General features: G+C 64.7%; 14 protein-coding genes. 9 read left to right on the forward strand and 5 right to left on the reverse strand.

Annotated elements, in window-relative coordinates; genetic code table 11:
- Window positions 1–168: 168 nt before the first annotated feature.
- Both ABXH26_RS13430 and ABXH26_RS13435 read right to left on the reverse strand, forming a co-directional pair.
- Window positions 169–1,371 carry an efflux RND transporter periplasmic adaptor subunit gene (locus tag ABXH26_RS13430; protein ID WP_353567592.1) on the reverse strand — a complete coding sequence of 401 codons (1,203 nt, stop codon included), beginning with the start codon at window positions 1,369–1,371 and terminating at the stop codon, window positions 169–171.
- A 63-nt stretch (window positions 1,372–1,434) separates the two neighbouring features.
- Window positions 1,435–2,844: an efflux transporter outer membrane subunit gene (locus ABXH26_RS13435; RefSeq protein WP_353567593.1), complete on the reverse strand. Its 1,410-nt coding sequence runs from the start codon at window positions 2,842–2,844 to the stop codon at window positions 1,435–1,437.
- A gap of 62 nt (window positions 2,845–2,906) precedes the next feature.
- On the opposite strand from ABXH26_RS13435, the gene ABXH26_RS13440 reads away from it, so the two are divergent.
- From ABXH26_RS13440 to ABXH26_RS13465, 6 genes are all read left to right on the forward strand, one after another.
- A complete protein-coding gene (locus tag ABXH26_RS13440) occupies window positions 2,907–3,605 on the forward strand; it encodes an ATP-dependent zinc protease family protein (protein ID WP_353567594.1) in 699 nt (232 codons plus the stop codon).
- Window positions 3,606–3,650: 45 nt separating this feature from the next.
- The gene (locus tag ABXH26_RS13445) at window positions 3,651–5,192 is read left to right on the forward strand and encodes a UUP1 family membrane protein (protein WP_353567595.1); all 1,542 of its coding nucleotides are present in this window, start codon (window positions 3,651–3,653) and stop codon (window positions 5,190–5,192) included.
- Complete coding sequence (locus tag ABXH26_RS13450) at window positions 5,189–6,169, forward strand: alpha-L-glutamate ligase-like protein (RefSeq protein ID WP_353567596.1); 981 nt, start codon at window positions 5,189–5,191, stop codon at window positions 6,167–6,169. Before ABXH26_RS13445 ends, ABXH26_RS13450 begins: the two co-directional genes overlap by 4 nt.
- A 13-nt stretch (window positions 6,170–6,182) precedes the next feature.
- On the forward strand, window positions 6,183–6,863 hold the full coding sequence (locus ABXH26_RS13455) for an ABC transporter ATP-binding protein (RefSeq protein ID WP_353567597.1): 681 nt from the start codon (window positions 6,183–6,185) through the stop codon (window positions 6,861–6,863).
- Between the two features lie 196 nt (window positions 6,864–7,059).
- Window positions 7,060–7,500 carry a DUF2383 domain-containing protein gene (locus ABXH26_RS13460; RefSeq protein WP_353567598.1) on the forward strand — a complete coding sequence of 147 codons (441 nt, stop codon included), beginning with the start codon at window positions 7,060–7,062 and terminating at the stop codon, window positions 7,498–7,500.
- A gap of 134 nt (window positions 7,501–7,634) precedes the next feature.
- Complete coding sequence (locus ABXH26_RS13465) at window positions 7,635–9,077, forward strand: phospholipase D-like domain-containing protein (protein ID WP_353567599.1); 1,443 nt, start codon at window positions 7,635–7,637, stop codon at window positions 9,075–9,077.
- Here ABXH26_RS13465 and ABXH26_RS13470 read toward each other — a convergent pair.
- Window positions 9,074–10,147, reverse strand: a complete 1,074-nt coding sequence (locus ABXH26_RS13470) for a HupE/UreJ family protein (protein ID WP_353567600.1) — start codon at window positions 10,145–10,147, stop codon at window positions 9,074–9,076. The two genes, ABXH26_RS13465 and ABXH26_RS13470, sit on opposite strands and share 4 nt — an antisense overlap.
- A 45-nt stretch (window positions 10,148–10,192) precedes the next feature.
- Window positions 10,193–10,945, reverse strand: coding sequence for a CAP domain-containing protein (locus tag ABXH26_RS13475; protein ID WP_353567601.1), 753 nt, complete (start codon window positions 10,943–10,945; stop codon window positions 10,193–10,195).
- Between the two features lie 109 nt (window positions 10,946–11,054).
- On the opposite strand from ABXH26_RS13475, the gene ABXH26_RS13480 reads away from it, so the two are divergent.
- Window positions 11,055–12,347, forward strand: a complete 1,293-nt coding sequence (locus ABXH26_RS13480) for a dihydroorotase (protein ID WP_353567602.1) — start codon at window positions 11,055–11,057, stop codon at window positions 12,345–12,347.
- 6 nt (window positions 12,348–12,353) lie between these two features.
- Here the strand turns inward: ABXH26_RS13480 and ABXH26_RS13485 are convergent, their stop codons facing one another.
- Window positions 12,354–13,580: a hypothetical protein gene (locus ABXH26_RS13485; RefSeq protein WP_353567603.1), complete on the reverse strand. Its 1,227-nt coding sequence runs from the start codon at window positions 13,578–13,580 to the stop codon at window positions 12,354–12,356.
- Window positions 13,581–13,758: 178 nt separating this feature from the next.
- On the opposite strand from ABXH26_RS13485, the gene ABXH26_RS13490 reads away from it, so the two are divergent.
- Window positions 13,759–14,082: a putative signal transducing protein gene (locus ABXH26_RS13490; RefSeq protein WP_353567604.1), complete on the forward strand. Its 324-nt coding sequence runs from the start codon at window positions 13,759–13,761 to the stop codon at window positions 14,080–14,082.
- 175 nt (window positions 14,083–14,257) lie between these two features.
- Complete coding sequence (locus ABXH26_RS13495; protein WP_353567605.1) at window positions 14,258–15,124, forward strand: hypothetical protein; 867 nt, start codon at window positions 14,258–14,260, stop codon at window positions 15,122–15,124.
- Window positions 15,125–15,174: the final 50 nt, after the last annotated feature.

Consider the following 15,174-nt stretch of genomic DNA (forward strand, 5'->3'; position numbering starts at 1 on the left):
ATTTTCAAAAAAGATTTGTTAGTGCAATTAGAATTTAAATTTTCTTAAATAAATAGGCGCAGGGTCGCCGCTTCGTTGATTTTGAATCTGTTAGGAGATTCAGCCGGGTGGAAAGGGGGCCGCCAGAGTCGGCCGGAGGGCCGCGTTTTTCGCCGGAGTGACGAAAAATCAGGAGCCGGTGGTGCCTTCGCCGCTGGTCAGCGAGCCGGGTTCGGCGGGCGGCGAGTCGAGGATCTCGACCGGGGCGCCATCCGGCGCGTAGGGCAGGCGCGTCACGGCCAGCCACTGGCCTTCCTCGAGGCCTTCGGGAACCACCAGCTCGTCGGCGGTCGACCACACCGGATCGATCTCGTGGCGGATGATGGAGGGATCCTCCTGATCGACGAGGTAGATGATGTTCACGCCCCGCAGGGAGTTGCGGGGGACGACGTAGACCTGTTTGAGGACGTGGCCCTTGATCAAGGCCCGGACCGGCTGCGCGAGGCGCAGAGGTGGGTGGTCGGAGGAAAGACCGAAAGGATCATCGACGCGCGCGATCACGAACAGCTCGCGCGAGGCGGGGTCGAGGCTGCCCTCGGTGCGCACGATGCGGCCGGGCCACGAGGCCGGTTCGCCGCGGCCGGTGCCGAGGGCATCGACCAGGGTCACCGGCACCGACGGATCGTCCTCGTGGGCGGGCAGGTCGATGAAGTCGAGCTGCTCGGGGGTGAGCGGCAGGCGGACCTCGGCAAAGTCGGTGGCGAACAGCGTGCCGAGGTCGGTCGAAGCTCCGACGGCTTGGCCGAGCCCCACCAGTCGGCGGCGGACGCGGCCATCAAACGGCGCGCGGATCTTGGTGCGCTCAAGGTTGCGTTCCGCTTGGTCGAGCTCGGCTTTTGCCGCATCGACGTTGGCGCGGGCCTGTTTGAGCTGCGGCTTGCGCAGGACCAGATCGGACGGCTCTTCCTGGTAACCGAGGTCGTCCCAATTCAGCCGGGCCTGTTTGGCCCGCGCCTCTTCCTGGGCGAGCGCGGCCTCGGCCTGCGCCAGACGGGAGCGCGCGCCCTCGACCGAGGCGGTGTAGTCGGCGGGATCGAGTTCCGCGAGGACCTCGCCTTGTTTGAAAAAAGCGCCGTCCTCGAAGTTGGGGTGGATCGTGATGATGGTGCCGCTGATGGTCGGCGTGAGGGGCGTTTCGTGGTGGGCGCGGACCACGCCCTGGGAATCAAGCTCCACCTGATAGTCGGTCGCGTGCAGCTCGATGACCTCGGTTTTGAGCCGCTGCGGCTCGACGTGCTCCATTTCCGGAGGAGGCTCCGGGATGGAGATGCGCCATGCCAGCAATCCTCCCACGAAGAGGATCAGAAGCGGGATGGCGATGCGGATCAGCATGGGCGGCGGACTCTCGACAGGAATCGAACTTTTGCCAATACGAACCGTGCCGCGGAATGTTGCTCAGGATTCGCGGGTCCGGAAGTCGCCCCCGAGGGCGAGGTGGAGGTCGATGCGGTTGAGCAGGCGCTCGTTGCGCAGGCGGATGAGGCTGGAACGGGCGTTGTTGGCGCGGCGCTGGGCCTCAAGCACGTCGAGAATGTCGGAGCCCTCGATGCCGTCGGCGTAGTCGCGGGTGGCCTGTTTTTCCGCCAGGGCGGCCTGCTCGACCTCGGTGACCAGGTAGCGCTCCTGTTCGCCGAGGGAGTGGTCGGCATCGAGCGCCGACTCCACCTCGCGGAAGGCGGTCAGGGCGGCCTGGTGGTAGTCGTGCACGCTGGCCTGGTTCTGTTCGAGCGCGGCGCGGGCCTGGTTGCCCAAGGCGCCGCCGGAGTAGAGGGTCTGGGCGATGTTGGCGCCGATGCTGGCGACGAGATAGTCGGGGTTGAGGAGCTTGTTGAACGCGGACACCGGCGTGCCGGCGGAGGTCGAGAGACCGAGCGACGGCAGCAGCGACTTGCGGGCGGCATCGGCCCGCCTGGCGGTGGCGAGGATGCCCGCCCGCGCCGCGGCCAAGTCGGGCCGGCGCTCGAGGAGCTCAGAAGGAAGGCCGGCCGGAACCCGGCGTTTCAGCTCCGGCAGCTCGTGGCCGGCGCGGGTTTTCCCGGATGGATAGGCTCCGGTGAGCACCTCCAGCGCGCGGGCCGCCTCGTCGCGGGCGAGGCGCCGGCTTTCGAGATCGCGGCGGGCGGAGGCGACGTTGGTGCGGCCGAACTGGACGTCGAGCGCGCCCTGGCCGGTGCCCTTGTAGTTGCGCTCGCTGATGCGCAGGTTCCGTTGGAAGGAATCGAGCGTGACGGTCGCGAGTTGGAGCTGCTGCTCGGCGGCGATCAGGTTGCACCACGCGCGGGCGGTGGCGGCGGCCAGCGACAACCGGGCCCCGCGGAACAGCGCGCGGGTGGCGAGGTAGTCGGCGTCGTCGGCCGCATTGAGGTCGCGCAGCCGTCCCCACAGGTCCGCTTCCCACGAGGAGGAAACGGTGAGCCCGTAGGACTCCGAGGAGCTCGAGCGGGCACGGCCGTTTTCCGAGCGGCTGAGGTTTCCGGAGGTCAGCAACGAAGCCTGGGGCAGCACCCGCGAGCGTCCGGCGAGGCGCACATACCTGGCGGAGCGCATGCGCGCGGCGGCCGCGGCAAGATCCTGATTGTGCGCCATGGCGGCATCGACCGTGCGTTCGAGTTCGGCATCGTGGAAGGTGTCCACCCAGCCTTGGCTGATGCGTCCGTCATTGCAGCCATCGGCGCTTTCCCAACTCGCCGGAGAGGTCACGACGGAGCTGTCGACAGGGGGCTGAAAAGTAAGTGAAGAACAGCCCCACAGAAGGGCTGAAGAGAGCCCCGCGATGGCGGGATAAGCTCGTGAATTCCGTTGCATTTCGAAACAATCAATGGTGATAGTCGCCGCACGTGACCAGCAACCGATTGATCCTTACGTGGATGGCCTGCCTGCTTTGTCTTGGCAAGGGTGGAGGGCTCCTGTTCGCCGAGGAAACGGCCCAGGATGAGCCGCCGAAAAGCGAGGAGGTCGCGAAGGAGGACAAGAAGGACGAGCAGCCGGCGAAGGAAGCCGACGACCCGGCACCCGAGCCGGAGAAGAAGATGAAGGACGGGGTGGAAGTCGAGGAAATCGACGCCGCCGAGGAGGAGCAGCGCGAGGCCGAGGCCGCCGTGGCGAGGCCGGTGAATGGGGACCCCGTCCAGGTCTTCGGCTGGCGCGAATGGGTGACGCTGGAGAACGAAAACGAGTCCCAGAAACTGCCTGCCAAGCTCGACACCGGCGCGCTGACCAGCTCGCTGCACTGCGAGGAGAAACACCTTTTCGAACGGGACGGACGCAAGTGGGTCCGCTTCGTCGTCACCAACCCCCGCGCCAAGGAGTCCAAGCGCCTGCAAATGGAGGCGCCGCTGGTGCGAATGGCCCACATCAAGGAACCGGGCGAGGAAGATGGAGCCGAAGCGCGCGAGACCGTGATGCTGCGCTTCAAGATCGGCGAGCGGAGCCTGAAGGCGGAGTTCACGCTGAACAACCGGTCGAACATGATCAATCCCGTGCTGATCGGCCGCAAGACGATCACCGAGCTGGGATGGGTCGATCCCAGCCGCGCCTACCTCGCCGACAAAAAGGTCCTGCGTTAGGACCCGGGCTCCTGATGTGTTGCCCTCCGTGACTCCGGTCTCCGCATGAGATCCCGTTTCCAACTCCTCGCCATCGTGATTCTGCTGACCGCCCTCGGGGGCGGTCTTGCCGCCTACAAGCACGTCTATTTCCACATCCCGATGAAGGCCGGCGACAAGCCCGCCGAGTGGCTGGTGGAAGCCAAGATCACCTTTGCTGCCTTTGGGGATGCGGTGAGCGCGCGGCTGGCCCTGCCCAGCGCCGACATCACCGCCGACCTCGGGATCGACGCCCAGTCGGCCGGCTACAGTTTCCGCACCGAGTCCGATGCCAAGGGCGACCAGACCGCCGTCTGGGAGTCCGACTCGAAGGAAGGCCCGCAGGCGCTCTACTACCGCGTCCGGTTCCCGGAAACCGGCGTCAGCAGCGCGGGTCCGCTGTCCCCCGTGGGCGGGCTGCCGAAGGCCATCGATCCCGGCCTTTCCCGCGGCCGCCGTGCCGCCGCGCAGAGCGTGGTCAAGCGCGTCAGCGAGTTCTCCTCCTCGCCGGACACGCTTTTTACCGGGATTTTCCATGAAATCACGGCCATCGAGGCCTCGCAGGAAATGGCGTTGCTCAAGCGCGCCTACCTGGATCACGACACCCACCGCGGCCTGGTCAATCTGGGAATCGACCTGCTCAATCTTGCCAATGTGCCGGCGCGGCTGGCGTATGGCGTGCGGCTCGATGAAATGCGTGGCCCGCAGGACGCGCTGCTGCTCATCGAGTACTTCGACGGTGCCCACTGGAAGGTGCGCGATCCCGACTCGCCCGCCGCCGAACTGCGGCCGGACGAGGTCTTCGTCTGGAACCGCGGAGGCGATGCGCTTTACGAGGTCGGCGAGGGTGGCGAGAACTCGAGCCTGGTGTTCTCCGCCACCCGCGACCTGATCCCGATGGAGCGCCTGATGGACCTGCGCGACTCCGGGCTGATGGTCGCCACCATCTTCGGCCTTCCCGTTTCCCAGCGACAGATTTTCAAGTTCGTGGTCCTCATCCCGATCGGGGCCTTCGTCGTCGTCGTGCTGCGCAACATCATCGGCCTGCCGACCCTCGGCACCTTCATGCCGGTCCTGATCGCGCTGTCCCTGCTGGAGATGGATCTCGAGAGCGGCCTGATCATGTTCGTGGTCATCGTCGCCGCCGGCTTGCTGTTCCGTTTCCTGCTCTCGCGGCTGAATCTCTTGGTCGTTCCCCGGGTCGCCGCCTGCGTGGTCATCGTGACCCTGCTGATGATGGTCCTCAGCGTGGTCAGCTGGCGGCTGGGAATGCAGGAGGGGCTGAAAATCACGCTCTTCCCCATGATCATCCTTGCCTGGACGATCGAGCGCATGTCGCTGATCTGGGAGGAGGAGGGGAAACGCAGCGCCCTCGTTCAGGTGGGTGGCTCGCTGATCGTGGCGGTGATCGCCTTCTTCTTCATGCAGCAGCGGCAGATCCAGTACTGGGCCTTCTATTTCCCCGAGCTGCTGCTGGTCCTGCTGGCGGGCATCATCCTCATCGGGCGCTACACCGGCTACCGGCTCAGCGAGCTGATCCGCTTCAAGAACTTCGAGCCGGCCTCATGAAACCGTGGTGGCACCGGTGGATGCGCACCCCCGCGGAGCTGCGGGAGATGGGCATCGTGGGCATCAACATGCGCAACGGCCGCTTCGTGCTGCCGAACAATCCGCGCAGGCTCTACGACCTCGTGGACAACAAGGTGCGCACCAAGTCGCTCGCCACCGCGCGCGGAATCTCCGTGCCGGAAACCTATGGCGTGGTCGCGAATCCGGGCGATGTCCGGGCTTTCGAGCGCATGCTCGATGGCCGCGAGTCCTTCGTCATCAAGCCCACCCGCGGGTCCGGCGGCAAGGGCGTGCTGGTCGTCGCCGGACGCGAAGACGGCCTGTACTACAAGCCTAGTGGCTCACGCCTGACCGCCGGCGATGTGCGCCACCACCTGCAGAACATCCTGGCCGGACTCTACAGCCTCGGCGGCAAGCGCGACACCGCGCTGGTCGAGTACAAGGTGACCGCCGAGCCGACGATGACCTCGATCAGCTTCCAGGGCGCGCCCGACATCCGCATCGTGCTCTTTCACGGCTACCCCGTGCTGGCCATGCTGCGCGCGTCCACCCGCGAGTCGGACGGCCGCTCGAACCTGCACCAGGGCGCGCTCGGAATCGGGGTCGATATCTGCAGCGGCCGGACCGTCCACGCGGTGCACCACGGGCGCCCGATCGACAAGCACCCCGATCTGAAGGTGCCGGTGGTCGGCGTGCAGGTGCCGGAATGGGACCGCATTCTCGACATCGCCGTGACCTGCTATGAAATGACGGGGCTGGGCTACCTCGGCGTGGACCTGATGATCGACCAGGATCGCGGGCCGCTGATGATCGAGGTCAATGCCAGGCCCGGGCTGGCGATTCAGCTCGCCAACGGCGTCGGCCTGCTCAAGCGGCTGGAACCGATCGATGCGCAGGCCCGGGCCCATCCCCACGAGACGGCCGAGCAGCGCATCGCCTTCTCGACGAAAACATTTGCGCCGGCCAGCACCCGGTGAAGGACTGGAAGCGATGATCGAAGCCACCAACCTGCACCGCAGCTACCGCATCGGGCCGAAATCCATCGAGGTGCTGCACGGCGTGGACCTGCATCTGAAGAAGGGCGAATGCGTGTTCCTCTGCGGGCCGAGCGGGGCGGGGAAAACGACGCTTCTTTACACGCTGGCGGGTCTCGAACGGCCGCAGCAGGGCTCGGTGGTCATTGCCGGGACCGATCTCTACGCGCTTGGTGGTCGTCGCCAGGCGGCGTTCCGCAACCGCCACATCGGCTACATTTTCCAGAACTATCTGCTGCTGCCGGAACTCACCGCACTGGAGAACGTGATGGTGCCCGGCGCGATCGGTCGCGCGGACACCCGCGAGGCGGCGCTGGAGGCGCTCAAGCGCGTCGGCCTCGAACAGCGAGCCGATCACCTTCCCTCCGAGCTTTCCGGAGGGGAACAGCAGCGGGTGGCGATCGCCCGCGCGATCGTCGGCCGGCCATCGGTGCTGTTTGCCGACGAGCCTACCGGCAACCTCGACACCCGCAACAGCGAGGAGGTCATGGCCCTGCTGACCGGATTGGCGCGCGAAAGCGAATCGACCTTGGTGGTGGTGACGCATAACCCCGCTTTGTCCGGCCGGGGTGACCGCACCTTGTGGATGTGCGACGGTTCGATCGAAGAACGCCGGCCCGGCGAGCTGGTGGGCTGAAGGTTCGGCGCGGGCTGCACGACCTGCCGCGCGGTTTGCATGCAAAATACCCCCTCCCGGCGTTCGGAGGTTGTCCCGGTCATTCAAAATGAGCGGGTTGCGAGGGGTGTCTGTGGGAATGGCGATTGCGAAAGAATACCCTCAGGTGGGCGGCATCCCGACTCACCGGCAAAACCAAATACCATCCTTCCCAACCATGAGTGCTACCATTCACCAAGAGTGCATCGACGTTTGCAACCGCCTGCTTCGCGGCGAGATCTCCGCGGTTGAAACCTACGGTCAAGCCATCGACAAGTTCAGCAAGGAGTCCGAGGCGTCCGTGCTGCGCCGCATCCAGGACGAACACCGCGCCAGCGTCGCCAAGCTGAAGGCCAACATCATTTCCATGGGGGGGCTGCCCGACACCGAATCCGGTGGCTGGGGCAAGTTCGCCCATGGCGTCGAAGCCACAGCCAAGCTGTTCGGAGAAAAGTCGGCCGTCTCCGCGTTGAAGCAGGGGGAGGAATTTGGCATCGGCCTCTATGAGTCGGCCCTCGAGGACGATGACGTCCTGCCCGACTGCAAGAGCCTAATTTCCTCGCAACTGATGCCGCCGCTCCGCACCCATCTGAGCAGCTTGGCCGCCATCGGGGGCTGAGATGAGTTTTTCTCTTCCCTTGAGAAAGGTGAAGCGACGCTTCCTGCGGGGAGCGTCGCTTCATCGTCGACAGGGAGACCGAGGATTGAAAACCGGCGGATCTGGTGAAGACTGGCGAAGTGATGGTTAGATTGATGGCGAGATGGAGTGGGGCATCAACGGTCTTGGCCGGAACGGCGGTGCTGACGTCGTGCGGAGCCTCGCTGCGCATGGCGGGCCTGCGCGAGGCCGGCGAGGCGGCCAGCCATCCGATCACCGGCTATGGCCAGGTGGCGACGACTCTCGGGCGGGCCTATGTCAGCTCCGCCTTCCGCTCGCCGGTGAACTACGCCGTCACCGGCGTGGCCATGGCCCTGCGCCGCCCGGCCGAGGTGCTCAGCGGAAATCTCCCGGATTCCTCGGTGATCCCCGGGGGCCCCGTTTCACCAGCGCCCCCCGGGACCTCCCGCTTTGAAGACTGGCTGACGGAGCAGGGGATGCCGGAGCCGGTGGCCGGCGAGCTCGGCCTGCTGATCGACGGCCGCGAGTTTTTCCACTCCCTCGATCGCGAATTGGCCGGCGCCCGGCGCTCGATCGACATCCAGACCTTTATTTTCGACAACGATGATTTCGCCGTCGATTTCGCCCGCCGGCTCAAGAAGCGGTCGGAAGCGGTCAAGGTGCGGGTGATGTACGATGACCTTGGTACTTCGCTTTCGTCCGCGGTGGCCCCGGATACGCCGGCGCCCGATGACTTCGAGCCGCCGGTTACGATCGCCAAGATCCTGAAAAGCCGCCCCGACCCGATCGAGATGCGGCGGACCTTGAACCCCTGGCTGGTGGCGGACCATACCAAGCTTTACGTTTTCGATGACAAGATCGCCTTCCTCGGCGGCATGAACATCGGTCGCGAGTATCGCAGCGAGTGGCACGACATGATGGTCCGCGTGACCGGGCCGGCCACCCAGGTCCTCACGGAGGATTTCGACGCCCGCTGGCGTTCCTGCCGCTTCCCGGGCAAGCTGCCGGGGGCCGGGCGGGTGGGGGACGATGTGGATCCGGCGACGAACGCCCGGCGCGGCTTGCGGATCCTTCGCACGGACGTGGTCGATGGTCGCTTCGAGGTGCTGACCGCCGCGGTTTCCGCCATCCGCTCGGCGAAAAAGCGGGTGTGGATGGAAACGCCCTACTTCTCCAGTGATTCGGTCCAGCGCGAGCTGGTCGCCGCCGCCCGGCGGGGCGTGGACGTGCGCCTGGTGCTGCCCGGGACCTCGGACTCCCGCCTGATGCGGCTGGCCAACGGCGCGACCGCCGTGGACCTGATCCGCGCCGGCGGCAGGGCTTACATTTACCCCGGGATGACCCACCTCAAGGCTCTGGTGTGCGACGACTGGGCGATGGTCGGCTCCGCCAACTACGATACCCTTAGTATGGCGATCAACCGCGAGTTGAACATCGCCACCGCCGAGCCCGGGTTCGTGGGCGAGCTGTCGCGGCGCGTGTTCCGCCGGGATTTCCGTGAAAGCCGGACGATCAAGGAAGAGGAGGTCGATGCCGTGATGTCGCGCATCGCCGAGGCGGTGGCCGACCAGCTCTAACCGACCGCGCGCTGGATCGCCCAGACAATGCCGGTGAAGGCGATGGCCAGCGAGCCCCACAGGCGAAGGTGGTCGAAGTGGAACTTCGTCCACCACCCGCACGATGCCAGCGCCGCGGCAAGCACGGCGACCTGACCGGCCTCGACGCCGAGGTTGAAGCCCGCGATGCCGTAGATGAGCTGGTCCGGCCTGCCCGGAGGAAGCAGCGGCACCAGCATGCTCGCAAAACCGAGCCCGTGAACCAACCCGAAGCCGGCGATGGTCAGGTAGCGGACCCGCGTGACGCGCTGGCGGCCGAAATTTTCCAAGGCGATCCAGCTGATGCTGAGGGCGATGGCGATCTCGATCGGTTGCGTGGGCAAATGGACCCAGCCGAGCGCGGCGAACACGAGCGTGGCCGAGTGGGCAAGCGTGAAGGTAAGGCTTTGCTTGAGCAGCGGCTTCCACGACGGCGTGAGGAGGAAAATGCCGAGGATGAAGAGGATATGATCGAGGCCGGCCGGAATGATGTGCTGCCAGCCGAGGCGGATCCATTGCCAGAGGCTCGGCGGTCGGTCGAAAAGCCGGACCTGTTGGCCGCTGATAACGGGCTGAACGTCCCGGTCGCTCACGAGGATCAGCACCACGCCGAAGGGCTCGTCCCATGCGACGTCGAAGCGACCGCCCTCGAAGGGCACGTCCGCCGCCACCTCGATCATCGGCGGCATTTCCGCGATGCCGTCCGTCACGAACCGCGGGGGATCGGTGTCGAAATCCGGGAAGCGGTAAGCCGGTTCGATCCGATGGCCATTGACCACGATTTTCAAGCAGTGCGAGAAGTAGGTTCCGGCCTCGAGTTGGATTCGTTTCCATTCGGCGGGCGATTGCTGGCGCAACCAGGCCAGGTCCTGGGGCGGAGCGTCCTCGTCGCCGCGGAACTCCGGCAGCGAGTAGGCGGCATCGACCATGAAACTCAGCTGCACCTGGTTTTTTCCCATCTCCACCTGGCCGGAAAGCTCGGCGATCTGGTGCGCGGAGACGCTCGTCAACAGGGCGACGAGGAGGATCAGGAAATGGCCGGCGCGCTTCACGGCGGCGAATCTAGCCGGGCGCCCGGGGGCGTCGAGCGCGCTCGATCACGGCCGGAAATAGACCAGGCGGTAGAAGTCGGACGGGCCGGCCTTGGGTCCCAGGGACACGGATCCTTGAGAGCCGACGACCACGGCGAGGGTCAAGGTGGCGTCCTGGGAAAGGAGCGGCTGGTGCCACACCTCGAAGATCGACTGCGGCTTCGCGCCTTCCAACGTCACGGTCGAGTTGCGGATCCTGAGGAAATACGAGGGCGGGGCCGCGAAGCTCCAATCCTCGCCCACCGGGGGTGGCGCGGAGATGAAAACCCACGTGTCGTAGGGCAGGCCGGAGGCGGGAGCGTGACCCACGCCGATCACGACCTGCTGCTGATAGAATGAATCCGTGCCGAACACATGCCGGGCGTGGGCGGAGGAGTTTTTCCACAGCTCCACGGTCTCCGCCGCGCCGCCGGCGGCACCGGCGAGGCTCTCCACGTAGTTCTGGTTGGCCGGGTAGAACGACGGGAGCGGGTAGGCCTCCGCCAGCACCCGCCCGTTGGAGAGCACTCCGTCCGGGTTGGTGTGGGAGAAAAACTTCCGCTGCTGCATGTCCTGCGCATGCTTTCGCGCCGCCCAGCAGAGTCTTGGGTCGAGGATCATCTGGGTCCGCCTTTGATTGGGGTGGTCGCGGATTTCCAGGTAGAGGTCGCGTTCCCGGGCGCTGACGTCGAAGACCCTTCCTCCCACGGGCACGGTGGCCGTGCGCCCGGCGAAGGAGGCCAGCCACAGGACGAGAAGGATCCGGACCCACGATTTCATCTGGAAACCTACCACGGAAATCCACCGCCGGCACCCACAGGAATGGTGCGGAATCGGTGCGACGGAATCCGGGCTTTTCCCGGTCCGGGCCGGCTGTCATCAACACGCCATGCCTGACGCGCCCCTGCTTTTCCTGAAAAACGTGCGAATCATCGACGAGGACCGCGCCCAGCCGCTGCAAGCCGACGTGGTGGTGGAAAACGGTCGCTATCGCTCGATCGCGCCCGGCCTGGACGCTCCCGCGGATGCCCGGGTGATCGACGGCGGGGGCCGGCTGCTGATGCCTGCCATGTTCGATGCCCACGTCCATTTCCGCGAACCCGGCGGCGAGGCCAAGGAGGACATCGAGAGCGGCAGCCGGGCGGCCATCAATGGTGGCGTCACCGGCGTGGTGATGATGCCCAACACCACGCCCTCGATCGACTCCGGCGCGGTGGTGAAGATGGTCCTCGACAAGGCGGCCGCCGTTTCCCGGATCCAGGTGCTGACTTCCGGCTGCGTCACGCTCGGCCGCCACGGCAAGGAGCTGGCGGCCTTCGACGCGATGCGGAATCTCGGGGTCACGATGCTCACGGACGACGGCGACTCGACCGGCGATCCGGCGGTGCTTTTCCGGGCCATGCAGTACGCGACCGAGTTCGGCCAGTTCTTCGCCAGCCACTGCGAGGTCCCCGAGCTGGCCGGCCCGCGGGCCCTGAACGACGGGCCGATGGCCTACCGCCTCGGCATCAAGGGCAGCCCGGCCTGTGCGGAAGAGATCATCATCGATCGCGACATCCGCCTCGCCCACGCCACGGGTGCGCACATCCACATCCAGCACGTCTCGACCCGCCTCGGCATGGAGACCATCCGCTGGTGGAAGGAGCGCGGCGACGTCAGGGTCACCGCCGAGGTGGCCCCGCACCACCTGATGTTCCACGAGGAGGACATCGGCGACTTCGACACCCACTACAAGATGAACCCGCCGCTGCGCACCCGCGAGGACAATGCCGCGCTGCTGGAGGCCTTCAAGGCGGGCGTGTTCGACCTGCTGGCGACCGATCACGCGCCGCACACGCCCTTTGAAAAGGCGCAGGATTTCACCGCCGCGCCGAATGGGATCACCGGTCTGGAAACCGCGGTCGTCTCGATGTTCGACCGCTTCATTTCCCGCGGCGAACTCGGCTGGGACGTGCTGGTGAAACGCTACTCGGCCGAACCGCGCCGCATGATGGGCCTCGAACCCGTGCCGGTGAAGGAGGGCGGCGTCGCCGAGTTCGTGCTTTTCGACGATCAGGCGGAAACCACCTTCTCCACCGACTTCATGCAGTCCAAGGCCCGCAACACGCCCTTCCTCGACAAGATCCTCAAGGGCCGCATCGACCTCGTCGCGCGGGCAGGGGAGGTGCTGCTGGAAAGATAGCAGGGATCACTTTGGGGCCGCCTCGGATTCAAGTCGCGCCCGCAAGTCCGCGTCCTCGACGCGGGAAATCCATTCCAGGGCTTCTTCCTCGGCTCCTTGGGCGAGGTTGAATTCGACGATGCTTGAGACCAATGCATCCTTGGAACCAGATGGCAGCTTGGCTTGGTTCCGCTCATACCAGTCAGCGGAGCCGATGGAGTCGGCGCGCAAGGAGGAATCCATGGCGCTTTTGAACAAGGCAGGACTTTGCGTGGAGTGCATCTCCCGGACGAGGTCCAGCGCGGCGGGTCCCTTTTTCGCCGCCAAGCTTGAGATGCAATCACGCTCCAGCGAGCTGAGATCGTCACCGCTGATTGGAGGAGAATCTGATGTTAGAAGGGTCCAGGCCAGGTCAGGATCCCGTTCGGCAATGGCTCCCAGATACTTCGGAATCTCCGCTTCAGGCAGAACGCTCCCCAGGCAGGTTTCGACCGCTTCCTGGTTTGATCGCCCGATGTAGCTGGATGTGATCGTCCAGTCGGCGAGCGCACGCATCACGGCTTGGTTTTCCTCGTCCGAGAGTTCGGTGAAGTGGAGAGCGTTCAGCTCGCTTAAATCCTCCTTTCCCGACAAAGCTCGCGATAGGCCCGCGAGCGCGGCTTTTTTCTCATCGTCGTAGGGGAGGTCTCTCACACTTACGAAGGTATCGTTGGTGATGGGGGCGTGAGCAAAGAGGCTCCAAAAAGCGTTGCGGGCAATCGAGCCACTCCCGAATGTTTGCCTTGTCACCTGGATCGCTCCTCTCACGGTCAAAGGGGGATCGCAGGAAAATGCACGAGCGTACAGTTGATCCAGGTAGAGAGTCCGTCCCTCCGGAGTGGCAGTAGTCTGCTTGAAAATCGCCATGGCCTCCTCGAAACTCTCTGAGTCACACCAGAAAAACAGGCTGCGAAGATAACCGCCGTTGGGGCCGTCCAAATTCAGGTCGGCACCGTCCTTGGAGAGTAGTTCAAGAAGGCTTCGGATGTCTGCTTTGACCGGAACACCGGAGGACAGCCAAGAGGAGGGATCGGTAAGGTCGGGGAGACCGTCCGATTCAGGTGCAGCTGAAATCCTTTCGGATGTCGTGACATCGGAAGTTTTTCGGTTTTCCACGCTCGCTGGGCTGGATTCTCGCTTACAAGCTGGGAGCCATGTGGAAATCGCCAACAGCCCCAGAACACGGAAAGCCGTCGGTGGGAAAAGAGATTTCATAACCATATCCAAAGACGATGGATTGACCGAGTCGTCTGAACCGGACTCTATTCGATGGCTGCCTATCCCCTCCGGTTCCAGCTAAATGACGTCGGCGACGAAGGTGAGCGACCGTTGAAAGGAGCCCACGATACCGCTCGCCAGCGGGTGGAGTGCTGCTAGCTTGTTCAACCGAGCCATGAAAAAGGTCTACGACAACATCGAGTTCGCCAGAGTCGGGCATTTCCAGTCGATTCTGGAATCGGAAGGGATCGCGACTTTGCTCAAGAACGAGGCGATGTCGTCGGTATTTCGCGGCAGCGCGGGGCTCTACGATCTGGCTCCGGAACTGTGGGCCGTGAACGACGACGACTACGAGAGGGCGGCCGCTTTGCTGGAACCTTTGCTGGAGGACGAGCCACCCGCGGGCTCGCCGTGGATCTGCCCGACTTGCGGGGAGGACGTTTCAGGCAACTTCGACGAGTGTTGGAACTGCCAAACCAGACGGCCGGAGATGGGTTAGCGGCATCGCGAGGGCCGTCGATGGTCGGGGTTTCCCGATTTCTTTATCAGTCGGAAGGCTCTTCAATCCGTAACGCTTGATGCTTTACGTCACGGGACGGCAACGGCATGAAGATGGTGGTTTGTGGCTACGTGTTTCCCCCGGCCGCCCCCTCATCATCTGTCCCCCCCTGATCATGAAAGGCATCCTGTTTCCCCTGTCCGTGCTTTTCGGCACGGTCCTGCCATTGTCGGCCCAGCTCGTTATCGAGGAAGTCCCTTGGGGAGCCGACGCCTACGGCTACGTGTCCGATCGATTCGGTTCCTCCGTCAGCACGGGCACCTTCAACTTCCCCAGTGACGGCGGAGGTGCGGGCATTTATTCGGACTCGGCCTCGTTGACGGAAACGCGCGGCTCGATCTCCTCATCGGTGGTCCTTAACAATGCGGGCGGCATTTCCGTTCCGGAGATCCACACCTATGCCGCGACGGCGAACTCCAACTCGGTGGCCAACGCCGCGGCCACCGGGATCGAGGGCTACACCTACACCGGATCGACGCCGAAGATGGTTTCTCTCGATGTCAGCCTGTCCGGCAGCTACTCGAACATGGACAACGACTACGCCGGCAATTTCGCGCGGGTATCGGTGTGGAGTGACGAGGTGCTCGTTGCCATGTCATCCACGGAACTCTTTTCGGCGTCGGCCCTCGCGCTGCCCGGCTTCTTTTTCTCCACCGACACCGGTGCCTATCTGGAATATGGCTTCCTGCGCTACGATCAGCTCGATCTCGAGATGAATGGCATCGGCACCGACGATGTCACCTCCGGCACCCTGAGCTGGATGATGAATCCCGGCGACACGGTCTATCTTCATGCGCAGGGGAATTCGACCGCCTATGGGCCGAACTCCGTGGCGGATGCGAGTCACACGCTGACGATGTCGTTTCAGGACTCCACCGGCTTGGTGGCTCTCTCCGGCGGCATCACGGTGCCCGAGCCGGGTCCGGCGGCGATCGGAGCCCTCGGCGTTGCCGTTTTCCTCATCCTGCGCCGGCGTCACTGACCGGCCGGTTGCGGTTGCTTGCGAAAAAGCGGGAAGGCCACGGTGCTTTC

The organism is Haloferula sargassicola, from assembly GCF_040362925.1.
In the GTDB taxonomy this organism is placed as follows: Bacteria; Verrucomicrobiota; Verrucomicrobiia; order Verrucomicrobiales; family Akkermansiaceae; genus Haloferula; species Haloferula sargassicola.